Origin of the sequence: Streptomyces sp. NPDC096205, from assembly GCF_044763135.1 — a bacterium.
Lineage (GTDB): Bacteria > Actinomycetota > Actinomycetes > Streptomycetales > Streptomycetaceae > Streptomyces.
The window spans coordinates 341,922-358,628 of the sequence record NZ_JBIWFS010000001.1 but is presented as its reverse complement, the minus strand read 5'-3'; the positions used below and the strand labels follow the sequence as shown (position 1 = coordinate 358,628).

Genomic DNA, 16,707 nt, shown 5'->3' with positions numbered 1-16,707 from the left:
CGCCGTGGCACGGCGCCCGGCGTACGGCGCGCCGCCCGGGCCGGTCGTGTCCCGCCCGGCACGGTCACAGCGCCCCGGTGAGCTGGTGCAGTACGGCGTCCAGCAGCCCGTCGGCGTCCAGGTCGACGCCGCCGGCGCGCAGGAACACGGCGTTGAGCAGCTGGTCGGTGGCCAGTTCGCCCGGGGCGCGGCGGCGCAGGAAGGCGTCGATCAGGTCGTCGGCCTCGCGCAGCGCCTCCTCGCCGAGGTGCGCGGCCACGATGGTGCGCAGCCGCTGCTCGTCGGGGACCGGAAGGTCCAGGCGGATGCAGCGGCGCAGAAAGGCCGGCGGAAAGTCCCGCTCGCCGTTGCTGGTGATCACCACGACCGGGAACTCCGAACACTGCACGAGCCCCTGGTACACCCGCACGGCACCCCGGTGGTCGTGCGTCTGCACCTCCACGTCGGCCATCTCCTCCGGCAGCCGGGTCAGTTCCGGGATGTCGAAGAAGCCCTCCTCGAACACGGTCAGCAGGTCGTTGGGCAGGTCGACGTCGCCCTTGTCCATCTCGTCGATGAGCAGGCAGCGTGGCGTCACCGATGGCACCAGCGCGGTGCCGAGCGGGCCGAGCCGGATGAACGAGCCGATGGACGGCTCGCGTTCGCCGCGGTCCCGGCTCAGAGTCGTCTCCCGCAGCCGACCGATCGCGTCGTACTGGTAGAGCGCGTCCTTCACCGTGGAGCGGCTGTTGACGGACCAGCGCAGCAGCTCGCCCAGGCGCAGCTCATGGGCGACGGCCCGGGCCAGCGAGGACTTGCCGGTCCCGGCCGGTCCCGTCACCAGCAGCGGGCGCCTCAGATGCAGCGCCGCGTTCACCACGTCGGCATGTTCCGGCGCGATCACGTACGGCAGTTCGGGTCGCAGGCGCCGCTCGGGTGTGAAGCGGCGCCAGGGCGGTGCCGGCGGCAGGGTCACGTCCTGCGGCACGCCGTCGCCCCGGAACAGCCGCCAGTCGGCATCGGGCACGGGGGTCATGTGCTCTCCTGGGGTTCGGTCAGATGAAGCCGGGGCACGGTACGGTCGGCGTCGGCCCAGGCGAGGACCGGTCGTCCGGGGAACTCGGGCGGGTTGGCCTTGGCGTTGGCACGGTAACTGCGCACGCCGTCGGGCAGTTCCGGTGTGGCGACCTGCGCCATGTGCTCGACGGAGTGCGAGCCCCCGTCCCGGCCGCGGTCCCACACCACCACCGGTATGCCCAGGGCGAGGCAGGTCTGCACGATGCCGTCCCGCTGACCGGGCGGCACATCCACACTGACGCGCACGGTGTCGAGTTGGTTGACCAGCCGGGAGTAGATCGTGTCCCGGTCCATCGCCGCGGAGACCAGGAACGTCTTGCCGGAGTCGAGCCTGCTCCATCTGCTGCGCCAGTGCGCGATGAACCTGCCGTGCCGACGCAGCAGTTCGGGACAGTGCACGACCAGCGGGAACTCGACGCCGAGCACCCCGGGCACGAGGTCGTCCGGGTCGCGCGCCGCCCATTCGTCGACCGGCAGGTTCAGTCCGGTACGGTCCACCAGGACCTCCACCAGCGGCGGCCGTTCGTCCTCCGCGGAGGGAGTGAGCGAGTCCAGGACGCGCAGCACCTCACGGGCCGCCTCGGCCGCCGAGTACGTGCGGACGCTGTCCGTGGACACCTGGCGGGGGCCGGCCCCCTCGTCGCACCACAGCCGCAGCCGGTGCCGGCCCCGGCCGGCCCGGGTGACCTGCACCAGCACCCGTACGCGCGTGGTGCGGCCGCGCACGGCACGCGCCCATTCCAGCGCGTCGGAGCGGCGTTCCCCCAGCGCCGCCCGCGGGATGCCGAGACGGTGGGCCACGCCGTCCGCCCACATCCGCAGCCTGGCCCGCTCGGGACCCGGGCACAGCGCGCCCAGGTACTCCATCACCCGCAACAGCGCGGGCACCCGTCGCTCGTCGCCACTGGTGCGGCCGTCTCCGGGCAGCGCCTCCAACCGGTCCAGGACGGCGTCCACGGTGTCGCCGACCGTGCCGGCCGCGAGGTGCGGCAGCGCGGCCCGGACCACCTCGGGCAGCCGGGTCAGGACCGTCCGGTCCAGGGCGCGCAGCTGACCGCGCAGATGCGCGTGCTCCTTCGGGGACAGCAGCCGCGGCACCACGGACAGACCGCCCGCCGCCAGCAGACGGTCGGCCGCCTCGGGGTTGTCCCGCCGCAGGATCTCGGTCAGTGCCGCCAGTGCCCGCGGATGCGTCAGCAGGAAGTCGGCGAACTCCCGTGCGGCGGGCGGGGTGATGTCGCTGCCGGGTGCGACGCCGCACGCGAGGGCGAGCCGGCGCCCGTAGTCGACGGTCTCCGACCGCGTCGACAGCACGGGGTACAGGGCCTGCTTGATCATCACGTGGACGGGGTCGTCCCAGTCGAGGGGCTCCTCCGCCCCGCCGTCGAGTACGCCGAGGGGCCGTAGCTCCGCCTCGATGATCTGCCACGGAACGGCCCAGCTGCGCCGGACCATCTGCTGCGGGTCGTACGGCAACGGGGCCTTGGTGAGCGGGTCCGTCCGGGGCATGAAGTGGCCGACGACCATCCCGACGACCGCGTCGTCCGCGTCGCTCCACAGCGGGCCGCCGCTGTAGCCGCGGCCGACCGCCATGCCGGTGGGGGCGCCGTCGAGATAGCTGAGGGAGCCGTGCAGCCCGACGGTGGTGAGCCGGGCCAGGGTCGACGGATGGCGGCCGCCGTGCCAGACGGTCACCTCCTGACCGACCTTCATCGGCGCCGGGCGGGGCGCGGCGAGCAGCCCCCCGGGCAGTGCGTCGACCCGCAGCACCGCGAGATCGCCGAGCCAGTCGGGGTCGCCGGGGCGGACCGGTCCGCCGTCACGGGCCCGCGGCGGGATCCAGTGGGAGACGCGGGCCGCGAGCGTGACGGGGACTCCGGCGGCGCCCTGCAGTTCGACCCGCAGCTCGGCGAGTCCGGGGGCCCGGGTCTCGAAGAGCGCTCTGCCGTGCGCGGAGTTGACGACATGAGCGCAGGTGAGGACCGTCTCAGGGCCGAGCAGGAAGCCCGCTCCGACCGCGTTGCCGCCCTCGGGGGCGCGTACGGACACCACGTGGAAGGACGGGTCGTGGTACTGCACGACCTGGGCGGATCCGAACCACCCCACGCCTCACTCCGCCGCGGTGGCCGTGCCGGTGTCCGCCGCCGGGTCCGGCCGCCAGCACGCGGTGACGGTGAGATGGGCCTGGCCGCCCGTGCCCACGATGCCGAACTTCAGGTCGTGGCCGACCTGGATGCCGAACGTCACGGTCATCTCGGTCGGCGGGTCCGGTACGGCCCGGGCGGCGTCGTGCACTTCCTGAAGCAGAGGTCCGAGGGGCTTCAGGGCGCCGCGCAGCGCTCCCGCCGCGAACTCGGCGGCCGACCTCCCCTCGCGGGCCACGGGCACCGCCGTGCCCATGCCGTCGGGGAGGTCCGCGCCGGGCGCCGTCGTCCCTCCGGCGGGCGTCAGCAGGAAGCGGACCGGAGTGCCGTCGCCTAAGGCGAGGTCATCTGATTTGGACACGATGACATTGTCACCGGACAACGGCGTGTCTCACCGTCCATACGTCCAACTCGGTTACCGATTCGATGAATTGGAAGCCATGGACCACGAGGGTGTCATGAACCCCGAGGCCTCGGGCGTCAACCCTGCCGCGCGGCGCGCGCCAGATAGGGCGCTGTCGTGCTTCCCGAGGCCTTCGCCACCTCCACGACAGGCCCCGCCGCCACGATCCGCCCCCCGGCCTCGCCCCCGCCAGGCCCCAGGTCGATCACCCAGTCCGCCCCGGCCACGACAGCCATGTCGTGCTCGACGACGACCACCGTGTTCCCCGCGTCGACGAGTGCGTGCAGATGGTGCATGAGCAGCTCGATGTCGGCCGGGTGCAACCCGGTCGTCGGCTCGTCGAGGAGGTACAGCGTGTGCCCGCGCCGCCCCCGCTGCAGCTCGCTCGCCAGCTTGATGCGCTGCGCCTCCCCGCCGGACAGCTCCGTCGCGGGCTGGCCCAGGCGCAGATAGCCGAGGCCCACGTCGAGCAGGGCCCGCAGGCTGCGCGCCACGGCAGGGGTGCCGGCGAAGAACTCCGCGGCCGCCTCCACCGTGAGGTCCAGCACCTGCGCGATGGTCAGCCCGCGGTACGTCACCTCCAGCGTGCCCGGGTTGTAGCGGGCCCCGCCGCAGTCCGGGCAGGGCGTGTACGTGCTCGGCAGGAACAGCAGCTCCACGCTGACGAAGCCCTCGCCCTGGCAGGTCTCGCAGCGGCCTCCGGCCACGTTGAAGGAGAACCGGCCGACGCCGTAGCCGCGTGCCCGGGCGGCCTGCGTCGCCGCGAACTCCTTGCGCACGACGTCGAACAGGCCCGTGTAGGTGGCCAGGTTGGAGCGCGGGGTCCGGCCGATGGGCCGCTGGTCGACCAGCACCAGCCGTTCCACACCGTCGAGTTCCTCGGTGATCTCGCCGATGAGCGTGGACTTGCCGGACCCGGAGACACCGGTCACCGCGGTGAACGCGCCGAGCGGGAACTCGGCCGTGAGGTTCTTCAGGTTGTGCCGGGTCACCGGGCCGACCTTCAACCAGCCGCGAGGGGAGCGGACTTCACGGGCCGGGGCGGGGGAGCGGCCGAAGAGGAAGCGGGCCGTCGCCGACTCGGCCACGCCGGCCAGGTCCGCCACCGGGCCGCTGTGCAGCACCCGGCCGCCGTGCTCGCCCGCGCGCGGGCCGACGTCCACGATCCAGTCGGCGCCCCGCACCACGTCCAGATGGTGCTCCACCACGAACACCGAGTTCCCGGCCGCCTTCAGCCGCCCCAGCACCGTCAGCAGCGCCTCGGTGTCCGCCGGGTGCAGTCCGGCCGACGGCTCGTCCAGGACGTAGACGACCCCGAACAGTCCCGACCGCAACTGGGTGGCCAGCCGCAGCCGTTGCAGTTCGCCGGCGGACAGCGTGGGCGTGGGCCGGTCCAGGCTGAGATAGCCGAGACCCAGCTCGACGACCGGCGCGATCCGGGACTTCAGGTCCTCGGTGAGCACCCGGGCCGCCTCGGAGGTGCCCTCCACAGACGCCGCCAGTTCCGCCAGCGGAAGCGCCGCCAGTTCGGCGACGGTCCGCCCCGCGAAGGTCACGGCGAGCGCCTCCGGACGCAGCCTGCTGCCGCCGCACACCGCGCACGGCGCGGCTGTCAGGAAGCGCTCGGCCTTCGCCCGCAGGGTGGGACTCCTGGAGTCCGCGAAGGTCTTCATCACATAGCGCCGCGCGCTCATGTACGTGCCCTGGTACGGGCGTTGGATGCGGTCGGCGTCCCGCACCGGGTGCACGGTGACGACCGGCTGCTCGTCGGTGAACAGGATCCACTCGCGCTGTTCGGCGGGCAGTTCGCGCCAGGGCCGGTCCACGTCGTACCCGAGCGCGTCGAGGATGTCGCGCAGGTTCTTGCCCTGCCAGGCACCCGGCCACGCGGCGATCGCGCCGTCCCGGACCGACAGCGACGGGTCGGGGACCAGCAGCTCCTCGGTCGTACGGTGCACCCGGCCCAGGCCGTGGCACTCGGGGCAGGCGCCGGCCGCGGTGTTGGGGGAGAACGCGTCGGAGTCCAGGCGCTCCGCGCCCGGCGGGTAGTCGCCCGCGCGGGAGAACAGCATCCGCAGGGAGTTGGACAGGTTCGTCACCGTCCCCACCGAGGAGCGGGACGTCGGCGCCGAGCGGCGCTGCTCCAGCGACACCGCGGGCGGCAGCCCGCTGATCTCGGCGACCTTCGGGGCGCCCACCTGGTGGATCAGCCTGCGGGCGTACGGCGCCACGGACTCGAAGTAGCGGCGCTGCGCCTCGGCGTAGATCGTGCCGAAGGCGAGCGAGGACTTGCCCGAGCCGGACACGCCGGTGAACACGGCCACGACGTCCCGAGGGATGTCCACGTCCACGTTCCTCAGGTTGTGCTCTCGGGCGCCGCGGACACGGACGTACGGGTCGTGAGGGTGGTGCATAACGGGCAACCTTAGCCGGTGGCGATCACCCGGAGACGATCGAGGCCAGCCGCCGGTAGGAGTCCAGCAGGGCGTCACGGTCGTAGGTGCTGGTGGTCACCAGGACCTCCTGCGCGCCCGTCTCCTTCAGGACCGTCTCCAGCTCGTGGGCGACCTGTTCCTCGGTGCCCGCGAGCTGCCCGGTCAGGCCCGACTCGTAGAAGCCGCGCTCCCGGTCGGTCATGGTGAGGGCCTGGACGCGCTCGGCGGGCGGCAGCGGCGGGAAGGTGCCGTGGGTCCGGGAGTACGCCATCGACCAGGCCTCCGGGACCAGCAGCCGGCGGGCCTCGTCGGGGGTGCCCGCGACGGCGACGTTGCCGGAGATCACCACGTACGGCTCGGGCGCCCAGGGGGAGGGGCGGAAGCGGTCCCGGTAGTGCTCGATGCCGCGCAGCATCTTCTCGCGGCCACGCAGGTCGCCGATCACCATCGGCAGGCCCGCCTCGGCCGCGATCGTCGCGCCCTCGCCCATGGCCAGCACGAATGGCGGCACGGTCAGGCCGTCCGCGGGCCGAGCACGCACGCCCGTCGGGGAGGTGCCGCGGAACCAGCCGAGCAGCTCCTGGAGCTGGCCCGCGAAGTCCTCCGCGTCCTCCTTGTCGCGGCCCAGCGCCTTGCGCACGCCGGTGGTGAAGCCCACCGAGCGGCCCAGGCCCATGTCGATGCGGCCCGGGAAGAGGGACTCCAGCACACCGAACTGCTCCGCGACGACCAGCGGCCGGTGGTTGGGCAGCATGACCCCGCCCGTGCCCACCCGGATGGTGCTCGTCGCCGCCGCGACGGCCGCCGCCAGCACGGTCGGCGCCGAACCGGCCACCCCGGGCACGCCGTGGTGCTCCGACACCCAGAACCGGTGGTAGCCGAGCGCCTCCACCTCCCGCGCCAGCGCCACGGTGTCGCGCAGCGCCTCCCCGGGCGGGTGGCCCTCGCGCGTGCGGGAACGGTCGAGCACGGAGAAGCGGGTCGCGGCGATCACGGAAGTCACACAGGGTTCAACGCGGCCCGCGCGTGGGCATTCCCGCTTATTCGCTGGCATGCTCACGCCGCCCACTCCTACGGTGAACCCCGGTTTCCCGCCCCCGTCACCGAGGAGCTCCGCCATTTCCCGTTTCAACAGCCGCCGTTCGCGTACCCTCACCGCCCCGTCCGCGCCCGTCACCACGACCGGCGCCCGGACGACGACGTACGAGGGCGGTGCCGCACACGTGCGGGACGCGAAGAGCGAACTGTTCCTGCTGGCGGTCGTGAACATGGTCGGGCAGCAGACCTTCTACGAGAAGGCGGGGGGCAGGGACACCCGCTACCGCGACCTCGTGCGCGGCCTCGCCGTCCAGGAACCCGAGTGGGCGGCCGGCCTGCTCGGCTGGCTGCGCGGCTCGGCCCAGATGCGCACCGCCTCCCTGGTGGGCGCCGCCGAGTTCGTCCACGCGCGCCTGGACGCGGGCCTGTCCGGGTACTCCCGGCAGGTCGTCGACTCCGTGCTCCAGCGGGCCGACGAGCCCGGCGAACTGCTCGCCCACTGGACCCGGTCGTACGGCCGCGCCCTGCCCAAGCCGGTCAAGCGCGGTGTCGCCGACGCCGTACGGCGGCTGTACACCGCCCGGTCGCTGCTGAAGTACGACACCGCGTCCAAGGACTTCCGGTTCGGCGACGTCCTGAACCTGGTGCACGCCTCGCCGGACCCGGCCAAGCCGTGGCAGGGCGAGCTGTTCCGGTACGCGCTGGACCGCCGGCACCACCCGGACGGCGCCGAGGTGCCCGAGACGGACGCCACCCTCGTCGCGCACCGCGCGCTGACGGCCGCACCGGTGGGAGAGCGCCGGGCGCTGCTCACCTCCCCGCAGGGGCGGGAGCGACTGGCCGCGGCCGGTCTGACCTGGGAGGCCCTGGCGGGCTGGCTGCAGGGGCCGATGGACGCCGCGGCGTGGGAGGCGATCATCCCCTCCATGGGCCTGATGGCGCTCACCCGCAATCTGCGCAACTTCGACGAGGCCGGGGTCGGCGACGCGGTCGCCGAGCAGGTGGCCGCGCGCCTGGCCGACCCGGAGGAGGTGCGCCGCTCGCGGCAGTTCCCCTACCGGTTCCTGTCCGCCCACCGGATGGTGCCGTCCGGCAGGTGGGACAAGGCCCTGGAGTGCGCGCTCGCCGCGTCCACCGCCAATGTCCCGGCGCTGCCCGGGCGCACGCTGGTGCTGGTCGACACCTCCGGCTCGATGCTGGGGCAGGTGTCGGCGAAGTCGATGATCCGGCACGTCGACGTCGGCGCCCTGTTCGGCGTGGCGCTCGCGGCCCGCGGCTGCGAGGTCGACCTGTGGGGCTTCGCGGACGGCGCCTTCCGGCACGAGCTCGTCAAGGGCGGGCCGGTGCTGCGGCAGACCGAGGCGTTCTGCGAGCGCGTCGGCGAGGTCGGCTTCGGCACGGAGACGGTCGCGGCGCTGAGGCAGGCGTACCGCGGCCACGACCGCGTGGTCCTGGTCTCCGACATGCAGGCGTTCGCCCACCCGGGCCACGGCGGCTCCGGCGCGCGCGAATGGAGGCCGCGCGGCCGGCAGGGCAAGAACGTCTCCGTGTCCGAGGCGGTCCCGGCCCACGTGCCCCTGTTCGGCATCGACACCACCGGCTACGCGAAGGCCTCCATCGACACCGGCGCGCCGCACCGCTACGAGGTCGGCGGCTTCTCCGACCAGCTGTTCACCATGGTGGACCTGCTGTCCCGAGGGGTGGACGCGGGCTGGCCCTGGGAGGCCTAGGCTGCTGGGTGTGACCTCAGACGCCCGACGGCCGCTCGCCGTGTTCGACCTGGACAACACCCTCGCCGACACCGCGCACCGCCAGCACTTCCTCCGAACCAGGCCGCGGAACTGGGACGCGTTCTTCGCGGCCGCGCCCCAGGACCCGCCGATCCCGCAGGGCGTGGCGCTGGCGGTGGAGAGCGCCGAGGAGTGCGAGGTCGTCTACCTCACCGGGCGGCCCGAGCGCTGCCGCCGCGACACGCTGGAGTGGCTCGCGGCGCACGGACTGCCCGAGGGGCGCGTCCACATGCGGGGCAACGCCGACCGCAGGCCCGCCCGCTACACCAAGCTGGAGATCCTGCGCCGGCTCGCCCGTACGCGTGAGGTGCGGATGCTGGTGGACGACGACGAGCTGGTGTGCGAGGACGCCGAACGGGCGGGCTTCACGGTCGTCCGCGCCCGCTGGGCCACGCCCTCCGCCGAGCTGAAGGTGGCGCAGGAACGGGAGGGGCGCACCTGAGGGCCGTATGCGCGAGGCCCTTGCGCGGGCCTTGGCTCAGTCGCTGTCCTCGAGGCGGAAGCCGACCTTCAGTCCGACCTGCCAGTGCGCGATGTCGCCGTTCTCGATCTGGCCCCTGACCTGCGTGACCTCGAACCAGTCCAGGTTCCGCAGCGTCTGCGAGGCACGGGAGATGCCGTTGCGGATGGCCTTGTCGACGCCCTCGGGCGAGGTGCCGACGATCTCGGTGACCCGGTAGGTGTGGTTCGACATGGGGATGCTCCTCCTGCTGTGACGACCGATGGCGTCGGCGCCGCGTGTGGCGCGCGTCACTCCACGGTGCCCCAGGCTGCGGCGGAGCGCGAGACATCGCGCCGGTGTCCGGGCGCCCCTTGACCTTCGCATTGGTCCATACCAAAATCCAGCACACCCGTACGGGCCTTCGTGCCCGTCCCCCCACGTCGGGTCCCTCTCCCCTGTCCGTCAGGCAGAACAGGACCGACCAGTGACACGCCGCCTTCTCGCCCTCGTCTGCGTCTCCGCCTCCCTCGTCGCCGGCTGCGGCCTGCTGCCGGGCGGCAGCGACCCGCAGACCGTCACCGTGTGGCTGATGAAGGACAGCGCCTCCCGGGACTTCCTGGACCGCTTCACCGAGGACTTCGAGCGCACCCACCCCGACATCGACCTCGACATCCGCATCCAGGAATGGACCGGCATCGGCCCCAAGGTGCAGGCCGCGCTGGAGGCGAAGGACGGTGAGGACGCCACCGCCGACGGGCCCGATGTCGTCGAGGTCGGCAACACCCAGGTGCCGCAGTACGTCGACGGGGGCCGGCTGGTCGATCTGACCCTGGAGTCCGTGCGGGACTGGGGGAGCCGGGACTGGCTGCCCGGCCTCGCCGAGCCGGGCAAGCTGCGCGGCCACCAGTACGGCATCCCCTGGTACGCCGCCAACCGGGTGGTCGTCTACCGCAAGGACCTCTTCGCCGAGGCCGGCATCGACGCCCCGCCGAAGACCCGCGAGGAGTGGCTCACCGCCACCGAGAAGCTGAACTCGGGCGGCACCGAGGGCATCTACCTCGCCGGACAGGACTGGTACACCCTCGCCGGGTTCATCTGGGACGAGGGGGGCGAGCTGGCCGAGGAGACGGGCGGCAGCTGGCAGGGCTCCCTGGACAGCCCCGAGGCCCTGCGCGGCATGGACTTCTACCGCCGCCTCCAGGCGCTCGGCTCCGGACCCGTCGACGCCGACGAGGAACACCCGCCCCAGGCGGACGAGTTCGCGCGGGGCGAGATCGCCCAGATCGTCGCCGTACCCGGTGTCGCCCGGGCCGTCGTGCAGCGCAACCCCGAACTCGAGGGCAAGCTCGGCTTCTTCGCCGTGCCCGGCCGCACGGCCGCCCGGCCCGGCGCCGTCTTCACCGGCGGCTCCGACCTCGTGATCCCCGACAACACCGACCAGCGCGAGGGCGCCCTCGCGGTCGTCGAGGCCCTCGCCGGCGCCAAGTGGAACACCGACCTGGCCCGCACCATGAACTACGTCCCCAACAAGACCACCCTCGCCCCCGCCGTCGCCGGCGAGGACGGCGTCGCCGCCATGGCCGCGGGCGCCGCCCAGGGCCGGGCCACCCCCACCACACCCGAATGGGCCGCGGTGGAGGCGGACAACCCGATCAAGGCCTATATGACCAAGGTGCTGCGGGGCGCCGACCCCGGGCCGGAGGCCCGCCGGGCCTCGGAGCGGATCACCGAACTGCTGGCGATCCCGCTGTCCTGACCCGGCCGGGCGCCTCGTCTCACCTCGCCGTGCTCAGCGACAGGGCGAATCGCCCCTGCGCGTCCGTCCACCAGTGGCTCAACTCCAGCCCGGCAGCCGCCAGTTCGGTGCGTACGCCGTCCCTGCGGAACTTCGCCGACACCTCGGTGCGCAGCTCCTCGCCCGCGGCGAAGTCCACGGCGAGGTCCAGGGCGGGGATCTTCACGGTCTGCTCGCTGCGGGCGCGCAGCCGCATCTCGATCCACTCCCGCTCGGTGTCCCACAGCGCCACGTGGTCGAACGCGGCCGGGTCGAAGTCGGCACCGAGCTCGCGGTTGACGACGGTCAGCACGTTCTTGTTGAACGCCGCCGTCACCCCGGCCGCGTCGTCGTACGCCCGGACCAGAGTCTGCTCGTCCTTGACGAGGTCCGTGCCGAGCAGCAGCGCGTCGCCGGGGGAGAGCATGGCCCGCACGGAGGCGAGGAACTCCGCCCGCTCGGCGGGCAGCAGGTTGCCGATGGTGCCGCCGAGGAACGCCACCAGGCGCGGCCCCGGAGTGTCCGGCAGGGCCATCTCGGCGGTGAAGTCGGCGATCAGCGCGTGCACGCCCAGCCCCGGGAACTCCTCCACCAGCGCCTCGCCGGCCTGCGCCAGGGCGCTGTCGCTGACGTCGACCGGGACGTACGTCTCCAGCGTCCCGAGCGAGGTCAGCGCGCTCAGCAGATGCCGCGTCTTGTCGGAGGAGCCCGAGCCCAGCTCGACCAGTGTGCGGGCGGGCAGCGCGGCGGCGATCTCGTCGGACCGGTCGAGCAGGATCTCCCGCTCGGCGCGCGTCGGGTAGTACTCGGGCAGCTCGGTGATCTGCTCGAACAGGTCGCTGCCGTGGGCGTCGTAGAACCACTTCGGCGGCAGCGTCTTGGGGTGCGCGGTGAGTCCGCCCAGGACGTCGGCGCGCAGCGCGGCCTCGGTGGCGTCCTCGGCGAGCAGGCGGGTGAGACGGAACTGGCTCACGGACGGGGCTCCTTCGGGGATGCGGGGGCCGAGGCGTCGCTCGGTTCCTTGAGGGGGGAGAGCTGGACGTCGGTGCCGGTCGCCACGAGCAGGGTGCGGTCGGGGACCTCCCGCCACAGCGGATCGTCGTCATGGGGCTCGGAGGCCACGACCGTGCCCCGGCCGGGCTCGCTGAGGTACCACAGGGTGTCGCCCCATGCGGTCGCGGCGATGGAGGTGCCGTCGGTCAGCAGCAGGTTCAGCCGGGAGCCCGGGGCGGCCGCGGCCACCTCGGGGACGGTGTCGGCCAGCGCCCGGCCCATGTCGTCACCGGCCCGCAGCCGGGCCAGCACCAGCGCCCAGACCAGCGCGGAGTCGTTGCGGGCCGCCAGCCGCAGCAGGTCCACCGGTGCCAGACCCGCGGCGACCGGCGCGAGGGAGTCCGGCCAGCCGGTGACGGCGCCGTTGTGGCTGAACAGCCAGCGGTCCCCGGCGAAGGGTGCCGCCGCTGCCTCCCCGTCGGGGCTCGGCACGGTCGCGTCCCGCACCGCCGCGAGCAGCGCGGTCGTGCGCACCACCCGGGCCAGGTCGGTGAGGCCGCCGTTCGCCCAGATCGGCCCGAAGCGCCGGTAGCGGGCCGGTACCGGGTCGCCCTCGGCGTACCAGCCGATCCCGAAGCCGTCCGCGTTGACCGTGCCGTGCTTCTGCCGCCTGGGCGCCCAGGACTGCCGGTACAGCGAGTGGGACGGCTCGAACAGCAGCCGCCCGAGCGGCACTTCGGGGCCCACATAGGCCAGGTGACGGCACATCAGACCGACTCCGAGCGCGCGGTGCGGAATCCGGAGAAGATCTGCCGACGGATCGGATAGTCCCAGTTGCGGAACGTGCCCCGGCAGGCCACCTGGTCCACGGCGAACGAACCGCCGCGCAGCACCTTGTACTCGGGCCCGAAGAACACCTCGGAATACTCCTTGTACGGGAATGCCGCGAACCCGGGGTAGGGCAGGAAGTCGCTCGCCGTCCACTCCCACACGTCACCGATCAACTGCCGCACGCCGAGCGGCGATTCACCGGCCGGGTAGCTGCCGGCCGGGGCCGGGCGCAGATGCCGCTGCCCGAGGTTGGCGTGCTCGGGGCCCGGGTCGGCGTCGCCCCACGGGTAGCGCCGGGAACGGCCCGTGGCCGGGTCGAAGCGGGCGGCCTTCTCCCACTCGGTCTCGGTGGGCAGCCGCCGCCCGGCCCAGCGGGCGTAGGCGTCGGCCTCGTACCAGGACACGTGCAGCACCGGCTCCTCGGGCGGCACCACCTCGGTCACCCCGAACCGGCGGCGCAGCCACTGCCCGCCGTCCAGGCGCCAGAACAGCGGGGACCGGACGGAGTTGCGGCGGATGTGCGCCCAGCCCTCGGACGTCCACCAGCGCTCGGTGTCGTAGCCGCCGTCCTCGATGAACGCCAGGTAGGCGCCGTTGGTGACCGGCGTGGTGTCGATCCAGAAGGGCGCCACCTCCCGCCGGTGCGCGGGGCGTTCGTTGTCCAGCGACCACGGCTCGGTGGAGGTGCCCATGGTGAACGGGCCGCCCGGCACCAGGACTTCGGCCGGACCCGTGAACAGCGGCACCGGCTCCGGGTCCGGTGCGGTCAGCGCCTGCGGGCCCTTGCGGAGCTGATGGGTGATCAGCATGGTCTCGTCGTGCTGCTGTTCGTGCTGGGCGACCATCCCGAACGCGAAGCCCGCCTCCGTCAGCCGGGTGCCGCCCTGGAACGCGGCCCCCTCCAGCACGTCCAGGACCCGCCCGCGCACCTGGGCCGCGTACCTGCGGGCCTCCCCGGGCGGCAGCAGCGGCAGCTTGGGCCGCTCGGCGCGCGGATGCTCGAAGGCGTCGTAGAGGCTGTCGATCTCGGGCCGCATCGCCTCCTGCCCGGCGACGGCCCGCAGCAGCCACTGCTCCTCCTGGTTGCCGATGTGCGCCAGGTCCCACACCAGCGGCGACATCAGCGGCGAGTGCTGGGCGGTGAGGTCCGGGTCCTCCACACAGCTGGTCAGCAGCGTCGTACGGTCGCGGGCGGTGGTCAGCGAGGCCAGCGCCCGCTCGCGGAAGGTCTCGGGGTCGAGGGCCGGCTCGGTGGTCATGCGGGGATGTCCTTCCCGTGCGCCCCGGTGACCGGGGAGAGATCCGTGCGGTGGAGGCGGTCGAGCAGATCGTCGGCGGGGCAGCGGCCCCGGGCCACATAGCGGTCCGCGAACGCCGCGACGGCGTCCGTGACCTCCCGCCCGGCGCCCAGCCGCGGCAGCGCCTCCTGGGCCGCCGCGAAGCACAGCTCGGCGACCTCGCGCAGCTCGGGATCGGAGAGCCCGTCGCGGGCGGCGTCGCGCCACAGCGGATTGTGCGGGGCGGGCAGCGACAGGGAGCGCTCGGCCAGCGGCTTGACGGCGCGATAGGCCGTCTCCGCGCCCTCCGGATCGTCGAACAGGGCCGTCGTCACCGCGAGCGGCACGATCCAGCCGTCGTCGCCCGGCTGGGCGTCGATCATGCGCAGCTCCAGATGGCCGCGCGGCCGGACCGGCGGGAACAGCGTCGTGAGGTGGTAGGCGAGGTCCTCGCGGGTGGGCGGCCGCGGCCCGCCGGAGCGGGTCCACTCCCGGAAGGTCAGCCCCTCGGGCACCTCCCACGGCCCGCCCTCCTGGCGTACGCACATCACCGGCGCGTCCAGCACATGCCGGGCCCAGGCGGTGCGCGGGTCGCCGTCCAGCGCGGGCGCGCCCGCCCGCCCCGGGCCGATGCGGGTCCAGGTCAGCTGCCGGGTGGAGCGCCAGCCGGTGGGCCTGCGGCCGGCCAGCGGCGAGTTCGCGAAGGCGGCCACCAGAACCGCGCCCAGCTGGTGCGCGAGCCACCAGCGCCGCCCCATCCCGAGCGGGCCGGGCTCCTCGTGGCCGGCGTCCAGGCACACCTGCACCGACGCCGAGGCGCACATCATGTCGCGGCCCGCCGGACCCGTGCGGTCCAGGCAGGTCTCCATCGCGTCGTAGCGCGGCGAGTGCAGATAGCGGCGCGGCGGCCGCCAGGGGTCCTGGCCGATGCCGAGCAGCGCCAGGCCGTGTCCGCGCAGGGCCGCCCGTACGGCGGCGAGGTCGGCGGAGACGACCGTGACGGCTTCCGTCAGGGACGCGGCGGGCGGTGAGCTCAGCTCCAGCTGACCGCCGGGTTCGACGGTGAGCGCCGATCCCAGGGGGACCGTGCGCAGTGCGGCGTAGGCCGCCGCGAGACGTTCGGGTGCCACGGGGGACCACGGCCGGTGCGGCTCGTGGACCAGCCACTCCACCTCGACCCCGACGGTGCCGGGTGGTCCGGTCTTGAAGCAGATGCCCCGTACCAGGGCCTCGACCTCGGCTTCCGTGATGGCCCTGCGGGGCTCCGTACAGTCGCCTGCCGAATCGGACATGCCAGGATCCTCCAACGCGTTCCCTCATGCCTCCGGCCCGGTTCCCCTGGGCCCCGGGCGGCCTCATCCGTCCCAGCCAAGACCCTCCGAACGATTCGCACAAGGGTGCCCCCCGGGACTTCCGGGAGTGTGAACCTCCGATTCCGCAACGTTGTCGTGATCTTCGCTGGTCGTTCAGGGGGTGGGGGCCGGGTCGTCACCGTCCGTTTCCGATCTCGTCGAAAACCCTTTGCCCGCACGTCCAGCATTGCGCAGGATGCGTCCATGAGCACGACGGGGGAGGGCGCGCGGTGCGTGCCCACGGCGCCGACGGGGGTGGCGCCGTGAGCGCGCGCCTGCGCGGCATTGCGAAGGAGACGGAAGAGATCGTCGCGGCCGGGTCCTACCGGGCCCCGGCCGGACACGAGGTGCCGCTCGCGGCGGCCGTCGAGGCGGCCCGCGCGGGCACCCGTGTGTACGGTCCCGAACCGGTCCCGCCGACCGGTCCGGTCACGCCTGCGACGACGAAGACCGAGGTCACCGGCGAGAGCAGCCTGGAGGCCGCCCGCCGGGTCGGCGGCCGCGTGGCCGTCCTCAACTTCGCCTCCGCCCGCAACCCCGGCGGCGGCTTCCTCAACGGCGCCCAGGCCCAGGAGGAGGCCCTGTGCCGCGCCTCGGCGCTGTACACCTGCCTGCGCGCGGCCCCGCGGTTCTACGACCACCACCGCACCCACCGCGACCCGTTCTACACGGACCGCGTCATCCACTCACCGGCCGTGCCGGTCTTCCGTGACGACCGCGGCGGCCTCCTCGACGAGCCGTACCTCGCGGGTTTCCTGACCGCCGCCGCCCCGAACGCCGGTGTCGTCCGCCGTACGGCACCGGAGCGCGCCGCCGAGCTCCCGCGGGCCCTGTCTGCGCGCGCCGAGCGCGTCCTGGAGACGGCCGCCGCCGAGGGCTACCGGCGGCTGGTGCTCGGCGCCTGGGGCTGCGGCGTCTTCCAGAACGACCCGGCGCAGGTGGCAGGCGCCTTCCACGCGCTGCTGGGGCCCGGCGGACGGTTCGCCGGCACATTCGAGCACGTGGTCTTTGGCGTGCTGGACCGCACACGGGGCGCGGCGGTACGGGGCGCCTTCGAGCGCACCTTCGCCCAACCGCCGCCTCGGGCCCAGCCGTAGCGGTCCCGCACGTATGTACGACGATGCGGTGTCCGCCAGCGGCTCGATCATGCGATCATGCGGGCGGCTCTCGAA

Annotated in this window: 14 protein-coding genes; 4 read left to right on the top strand and 10 right to left on the bottom strand. The window is 73.5% G+C overall.

The window, feature by feature from the left end; all coding sequences use genetic code 11:
• Nucleotides 1-64: 64 nt before the first annotated feature.
• The 5 genes from ACIQ6Y_RS01650 to ACIQ6Y_RS01630 all read right to left on the bottom strand — a co-directional run bounded on the left by ACIQ6Y_RS01650 (nucleotide 65) and on the right by ACIQ6Y_RS01630 (nucleotide 7,041).
• Nucleotides 65-1,015 carry an AAA family ATPase gene (locus tag ACIQ6Y_RS01650; protein WP_404031331.1) on the bottom strand — a complete coding sequence of 317 codons (951 nt, stop codon included), beginning with the start codon at nucleotides 1,013-1,015 and terminating at the stop codon, nucleotides 65-67.
• Nucleotides 1,012-3,162: a trypsin-like peptidase domain-containing protein gene (locus ACIQ6Y_RS01645; RefSeq protein WP_404031328.1), complete on the bottom strand. Its 2,151-nt coding sequence runs from the start codon at nucleotides 3,160-3,162 to the stop codon at nucleotides 1,012-1,014. Before ACIQ6Y_RS01645 ends, ACIQ6Y_RS01650 begins: the two co-directional genes overlap by 4 nt.
• A 3-nt stretch (nucleotides 3,163-3,165) precedes the next feature.
• Complete coding sequence (locus tag ACIQ6Y_RS01640) at nucleotides 3,166-3,561, bottom strand: CU044_2847 family protein (RefSeq protein WP_404031326.1); 396 nt, start codon at nucleotides 3,559-3,561, stop codon at nucleotides 3,166-3,168.
• A 119-nt stretch (nucleotides 3,562-3,680) separates the two neighbouring features.
• Nucleotides 3,681-6,017, bottom strand: a complete 2,337-nt coding sequence (locus ACIQ6Y_RS01635; protein ID WP_404031323.1) for an ATP-binding cassette domain-containing protein — start codon at nucleotides 6,015-6,017, stop codon at nucleotides 3,681-3,683.
• Between the two features lie 25 nt (nucleotides 6,018-6,042).
• Nucleotides 6,043-7,041, bottom strand: coding sequence for an LLM class flavin-dependent oxidoreductase (locus tag ACIQ6Y_RS01630; protein ID WP_404031321.1), 999 nt, complete (start codon nucleotides 7,039-7,041; stop codon nucleotides 6,043-6,045).
• Between the two features lie 115 nt (nucleotides 7,042-7,156).
• Here ACIQ6Y_RS01630 and ACIQ6Y_RS01625 point away from each other — a divergent pair, with 115 nt between their 5' ends.
• Together ACIQ6Y_RS01625 and ACIQ6Y_RS01620 are read left to right on the top strand one after the other, a co-directional pair.
• Nucleotides 7,157-8,806, top strand: coding sequence for a TROVE domain-containing protein (locus ACIQ6Y_RS01625; RefSeq protein ID WP_404033637.1), 1,650 nt, complete (start codon nucleotides 7,157-7,159; stop codon nucleotides 8,804-8,806).
• Between the two features lie 10 nt (nucleotides 8,807-8,816).
• A complete protein-coding gene (locus tag ACIQ6Y_RS01620) occupies nucleotides 8,817-9,308 on the top strand; it encodes a hypothetical protein (protein WP_404031318.1) in 492 nt (163 codons plus the stop codon).
• Between the two features lie 36 nt (nucleotides 9,309-9,344).
• Here the strand turns inward: ACIQ6Y_RS01620 and ACIQ6Y_RS01615 are convergent, their stop codons facing one another.
• The gene (locus ACIQ6Y_RS01615; RefSeq protein ID WP_404031316.1) at nucleotides 9,345-9,560 is read right to left on the bottom strand and encodes a dodecin; all 216 of its coding nucleotides are present in this window, start codon (nucleotides 9,558-9,560) and stop codon (nucleotides 9,345-9,347) included.
• A 232-nt stretch (nucleotides 9,561-9,792) separates the two neighbouring features.
• On the opposite strand from ACIQ6Y_RS01615, the gene ACIQ6Y_RS01610 reads away from it, so the two are divergent.
• The gene (locus tag ACIQ6Y_RS01610) at nucleotides 9,793-11,064 is read left to right on the top strand and encodes an extracellular solute-binding protein (RefSeq protein ID WP_404031313.1); all 1,272 of its coding nucleotides are present in this window, start codon (nucleotides 9,793-9,795) and stop codon (nucleotides 11,062-11,064) included.
• Between the two features lie 19 nt (nucleotides 11,065-11,083).
• Here ACIQ6Y_RS01610 and egtD read toward each other — a convergent pair whose 3' ends face one another.
• The 4 genes from egtD to egtA are packed head-to-tail and all read right to left on the bottom strand — an operon-like array spanning nucleotide 11,084 to nucleotide 15,475.
• A complete protein-coding gene (gene egtD, locus ACIQ6Y_RS01605; RefSeq protein ID WP_404031310.1) occupies nucleotides 11,084-12,055 on the bottom strand; it encodes an L-histidine N(alpha)-methyltransferase in 972 nt (323 codons plus the stop codon).
• The gene (egtC, locus tag ACIQ6Y_RS01600) at nucleotides 12,052-12,843 is read right to left on the bottom strand and encodes an ergothioneine biosynthesis protein EgtC (RefSeq protein ID WP_404031308.1); all 792 of its coding nucleotides are present in this window, start codon (nucleotides 12,841-12,843) and stop codon (nucleotides 12,052-12,054) included. The genes egtD and egtC overlap by 4 nt, the downstream gene beginning before the upstream one ends.
• Nucleotides 12,843-14,165, bottom strand: coding sequence for an ergothioneine biosynthesis protein EgtB (egtB, locus tag ACIQ6Y_RS01595; RefSeq protein WP_404031306.1), 1,323 nt, complete (start codon nucleotides 14,163-14,165; stop codon nucleotides 12,843-12,845). The genes egtC and egtB overlap by 1 nt, the downstream gene beginning before the upstream one ends.
• Nucleotides 14,162-15,475, bottom strand: coding sequence for an ergothioneine biosynthesis glutamate--cysteine ligase EgtA (gene egtA / locus ACIQ6Y_RS01590; RefSeq protein WP_404031303.1), 1,314 nt, complete (start codon nucleotides 15,473-15,475; stop codon nucleotides 14,162-14,164). Before egtA ends, egtB begins: the two co-directional genes overlap by 4 nt.
• 323 nt (nucleotides 15,476-15,798) lie before the next feature.
• On the opposite strand from egtA, the gene ACIQ6Y_RS01585 reads away from it, so the two are divergent.
• Nucleotides 15,799-16,632 (top strand): TIGR02452 family protein, encoded by an 834-nt coding sequence (locus ACIQ6Y_RS01585; protein WP_404031300.1) that lies wholly within the window; start codon nucleotides 15,799-15,801, stop codon nucleotides 16,630-16,632.
• Nucleotides 16,633-16,707 lie beyond the last annotated feature (75 nt).